The following is a 4,142-nucleotide window of genomic DNA, read 5'->3' as shown; positions in this document are numbered from 1 at the left end:
TATAAGTCACCCACTACAGTTGACGAAGAGCCTGATTTCTATTCTATATCACGATAGGTTCAAATCCTCATAAGGCGTACGGTAGCCGATTTGTAGGACCTTGTCATCCTTGATTAGGATAGGCCGTTTGATGAGCATGCCGTCTTGTGACAAGAGTTCCAGTGCCTCATCAACTGTCAACGTATCGAACTTGTCTTTGAGACCCAACTCCCTATAGGAATTTCCCGAAGTATTGAAAAACTTCTTCAAATCAAGGTCAGAATTCTCCAAAAGTTCCATGAGAAGACTTACCTTGGGCGGATTCGTCTTGATATCAACAGAACGATAGTCCAGACCAAGCATCTCTAGCTCTTTCTTAGCCTTCTTGCAGGTCGTGCATTTAGGGTATTCGTAAAAAGTATACATCATTTCTCCAATTCTAAGAGCGCCGCCTTGCGCTCGATGCCACCAGCATAGCCCGTCAAAGACCCTTCAGCCCCTAGCACACGGTGGCAGGGCACGATGATGGACAGGGGATTTTTACCAACGGCAGAGCCAATGGCTTGCGCAGACTTGCAGTTGAGGGCTGTGGCCAGTTGACCATAGGTCGTCGTTTGTCCGTAGGGAATGGTCGCTAGCGCTGACCAGACCCGATGCTGAAAGGCAGTCCCATGCGGAGCCAGTCTCAATCGACGAGGATCAGGCTTGCGCCCCGCAAAATAGTCGTCCAGCCAAGCCTTAGCCGCCAGATAAGGAGCCACCTCCTGCTCCACAATCTGAGTGTCTTCAAAACCACGTTCAAAATAAGCCTGACCAACAAAGTAAAGCCCCAAAAGCGACACCTCATCAGCCAAAAGACTGATAGGACCGAGGGGGGATTGGTAAAGGGATTTGTAGAACATAAAATTATTATATCAAAAAATAATAAATAGATAACTATTTGATGTGAAAGAAGCAGGTTAAATAAAATATGAAAATAGAATTATGCTACAATATAAGATAAAAAGTTTTTATGAAGGAATTTCAAAATGAAAAAAGTAATTAAAGTTGTTGCAGCAGCTATACGTAAAGACGGTAAATACTTTTGCGCTCAACGTCCAGAAGGAAAATCACTTGCTGGATTTTGGGAGTTTCCCGGGGAAAATTAGAAGAAAATGAATCACCTGAAGAGGCTCTTATTCGTGAAATACAAGAAGAATTTGCATCAGAGATTAAAATCATCAACTACGTAAACGAAGCCTCCTATGAATACGATTTTGGAACAGTAGTTATGAAAACTTTTGAAGCAGAATTGATATCTGGCACACTTCCCTTGTTGGAACACCAAGATTCAAAATGGTTATCTCCCTCAGAATTACAACAATTAAATTGGGCGCCAGTTGATCGACTGGCAGTTGATCTATTAAGTAAAAAATGAGATTCACTGGGAATCTCATTTTTATTTTGTAGTTAATTAGAAGAACCTGCAATCAAAACTTGCTTATACTCCTGCTTAAACAAATAATATTTGGAGTGCAGCTGCATGGATTCTTAGGAGATTCTCACTTCTACATTTGGCGATTTCAACAAGTCATACATTGCCAAAGGGTCATTGAAATCTAAATAGGGAGAAATCAAGATTTTTCCACGAACGCCCCGAGTCGCTAAATCTGCTAATTGGGCCTTGATCATGGAGATGCCCGATTGTGTTACAAAAGCTACCAAAAAGTAAAAGGCCTGACACTTGCGTAACTCCTCCTGCAAATCGGTCAAAACAAACCGCTTCTCAGCCGCATTATTAATCAATATCTTCGGCGCATAGGTCACATCCCGAAAACGAATCCTGTCAATAAAGCCAAATCTCATCGACTCCAACAACTGAGCCTCAAAAGCTGATGTCATAAAAATAGTCCTATCTAGTTGATAAGACTATTATCGGATATTTTGAAGGGGATGTAAAGAGGAACAAGTTATTATTAAACAGGTATTCATTTGAAAGCTATGAAAAGACGAATTGAAAGTATAACTAATAGGCAGACTAACAAAATGTTATACCAGTTGACATACGTAGGTTTTAATATAAATTCATTAAATTCCTCTTCCAATATCAACATTTGTTTAACATAAAAATTCTTCAAAGATTGGTATTGTTTTCTCGTAGTTTTTATATCCAAATTAAACATAATTGCTATAATAAGCAATGCTGCTAGTAAAAGGAATACTAATAGTTTTGTTTTTTCAGAATTTGAACAAATAATCCTTTTAAATAAATCTCTACCATCATTCTCTTTTATAAAATCAAAAATAATTAGTGAAAAAGCTGTCAACCAACCAAATAATTTTGTATTTAAGCTCGAATTATACTCCTTAACTTCCGTAGAAATTTTAATAAAATCATCCTTTAGATTATTCTGAAGTTCAAAATATTTATCAGTCTTCCCACTAATTACTCTATTAAAAATAGATTCAGCTTGATTTTTAAGCGATTGTAATTCTTTTAAATGTCTTTGTTTTGTGATTAAAGTCCTGACAATTTGTAATTTCACCTTATACGCTTCACTATATTCTTGTTCCTTAATAATCCAATGAAAAATTTCTAATAGACCACTTTCAAAGTTTCTATCCCCAAATTCAGTTTTACATGAAAAGGAATCTAATTCTCCCTCAAAAGTGAATTCTAATTTATTCTGTTGTCTCTTAGTTCGATTGGATAAGAACAATAAAATATATATGTCTATCAGATGTTGTACTCTTTCAGTTTTAGTCTCATAATCACCTCGAGATAAAAGATCTAGAGAAATTTTTAATTTATCAATAGACACACCATCAATTATATTTGAATGAAGAACTTTTAAAAAAAGGGCAACATCATTCCCACTATATTCAACGAAATTATTTATCCCATAATCAAAACAATTTATTTTATCATAATTTTTATAACTAAGTTTATCGAATATTTGCTGTAAAGTATGACTAGGATCATCAATAAATTCTTCCTCAAATAGCCAAAAATTCTGTCTATTAAAGACCTGATAGCCTTCATGCTTCATGTCTCCAAGTTTATGATCCTTTAAGATATTTATCACAGTCGAATTAGCATCTATAATTGCTGATGTATTTTGCCACTTTTTTATAACATTGCTCATTCATCTATACCAAGATTTTGTAAAACTTGAGGGCGGTAACATTCTTGAACATCAAGTTCTAATTTCCCTGTATCTCTATTATATTCTACCTCTTGTCTTTCTTTCATTTCAATAATATTATCTGTATAGATACTTGTTATATCTGATATTGGAAGAGATTTTTTAAAATGTTTAACAATCATTTTCTTCGATATAGTAAATTCTGAGTCTAAATCCAATGATTTTTCAGAAAAAATCTTATTCTCAACATTCGTATCTAATAAGCTTGCTTGAACTAACTTATTCATCAAATCAATTTTATCAAAAGAGCTACTTTCAAAAACATACTCCAAAGATAAATCTTTAACTTCTTCATAATTTTTTTGATTTTTAACTTCGTCAGAAAATAATAAATTTTTATTAATAAATTTAATAAGTGTGTCAGTATTACTGTCACTATCTTTAAAAAGTTTTAAATCTAAAAATTTATTGTACCAAAATTTCGCAGCTGTGTTACTTTTGTCGATAATTGTTACATTGTTAAAATCATTTCTAAAAATACAAATCTTGTAGTAACTATTATCTAATCCCAAATCTTGCCGTAGTGCAAATGTCTCGGGATCAATAGCGTTAGTAGATTCTAATTTAATTAACTTGATACTACTACCAATTTGTTCAAGAAAAAGAAAACCGGTACGAATAGTTTCATTTCGCCTTCCATCTTCATTTGTTTCTGCTTCTAGCAATTTATCAGCAAATTTCCTAAAGTTAAATTTATCCTTAGGACTATAATTTTTAAATTCAAATAATATTGAATCTCTTGTCTGACTTTCGGATGGTAAAATACATTGAACAGACAAATGTGACCGATTTTCTCCGATCAAAAAATTAAACAACTTTCTAATGTTATCTATCTGATTGGCATCAAGATCTCGTTCCTCAACTGACTTATCAATGGCATATACTTTTATCGTCATACTATAAACCTCTTAACATATTCTCCTTTTTATTATACCAAAAACACAGCCCTTAGACTGTGTTTTCATAATTATTTATACC

Annotated in this window: 4 protein-coding genes and 2 pseudogenes; 1 reads left to right on the top strand and 5 read right to left on the bottom strand. The window is 33.9% G+C overall.

Annotated features, from left to right (window positions below):
* Positions 1 to 48: 48 nt before the first annotated feature.
* On the bottom strand, positions 49 to 405 hold the full coding sequence (locus tag ACMZ6U_RS09535) for a Spx/MgsR family RNA polymerase-binding regulatory protein (RefSeq protein ID WP_416108215.1): 357 nt from the start codon (positions 403 to 405) through the stop codon (positions 49 to 51).
* Entirely contained in the window at positions 405 to 881 is a 477-nt protein-coding gene (locus ACMZ6U_RS09530) for a methylated-DNA--[protein]-cysteine S-methyltransferase (protein ID WP_416108214.1), read from the bottom strand. Before ACMZ6U_RS09530 ends, ACMZ6U_RS09535 begins: the two co-directional genes overlap by 1 nt.
* Positions 882 to 1,007: 126 nt before the next feature.
* On the opposite strand from ACMZ6U_RS09530, the pseudogene ACMZ6U_RS09525 reads away from it, so the two are divergent.
* Positions 1,008 to 1,396, top strand: a pseudogene (locus ACMZ6U_RS09525) ((deoxy)nucleoside triphosphate pyrophosphohydrolase).
* A 35-nt stretch (positions 1,397 to 1,431) separates the two neighbouring features.
* On the opposite strand, the pseudogene ACMZ6U_RS09520 reads toward ACMZ6U_RS09525, so the two are convergent.
* The 3 genes and pseudogenes from ACMZ6U_RS09520 to ACMZ6U_RS09510 all read right to left on the bottom strand — a co-directional run.
* Positions 1,432 to 1,860, bottom strand: a pseudogene (locus tag ACMZ6U_RS09520) (DUF3427 domain-containing protein); the annotation flags it as partial.
* 86 nt (positions 1,861 to 1,946) lie between these two features.
* Positions 1,947 to 3,008: a hypothetical protein gene (locus ACMZ6U_RS09515; protein WP_416108213.1), complete on the bottom strand. Its 1,062-nt coding sequence runs from the start codon at positions 3,006 to 3,008 to the stop codon at positions 1,947 to 1,949.
* Positions 3,009 to 3,100: 92 nt separating this feature from the next.
* A complete protein-coding gene (locus tag ACMZ6U_RS09510) occupies positions 3,101 to 4,060 on the bottom strand; it encodes a hypothetical protein (RefSeq protein ID WP_416108212.1) in 960 nt (319 codons plus the stop codon).
* Positions 4,061 to 4,142 lie beyond the last annotated feature (82 nt).

Origin of the sequence: Streptococcus pluranimalium (assembly GCF_047785745.1) — a bacterium.
Classification (GTDB): Bacteria; Bacillota; Bacilli; order Lactobacillales; family Streptococcaceae; genus Streptococcus; species Streptococcus pluranimalium_B.
The sequence above is the reverse complement of the archived record's forward strand: the minus strand, read 5'-3'. Positions and strand labels throughout refer to the sequence as shown.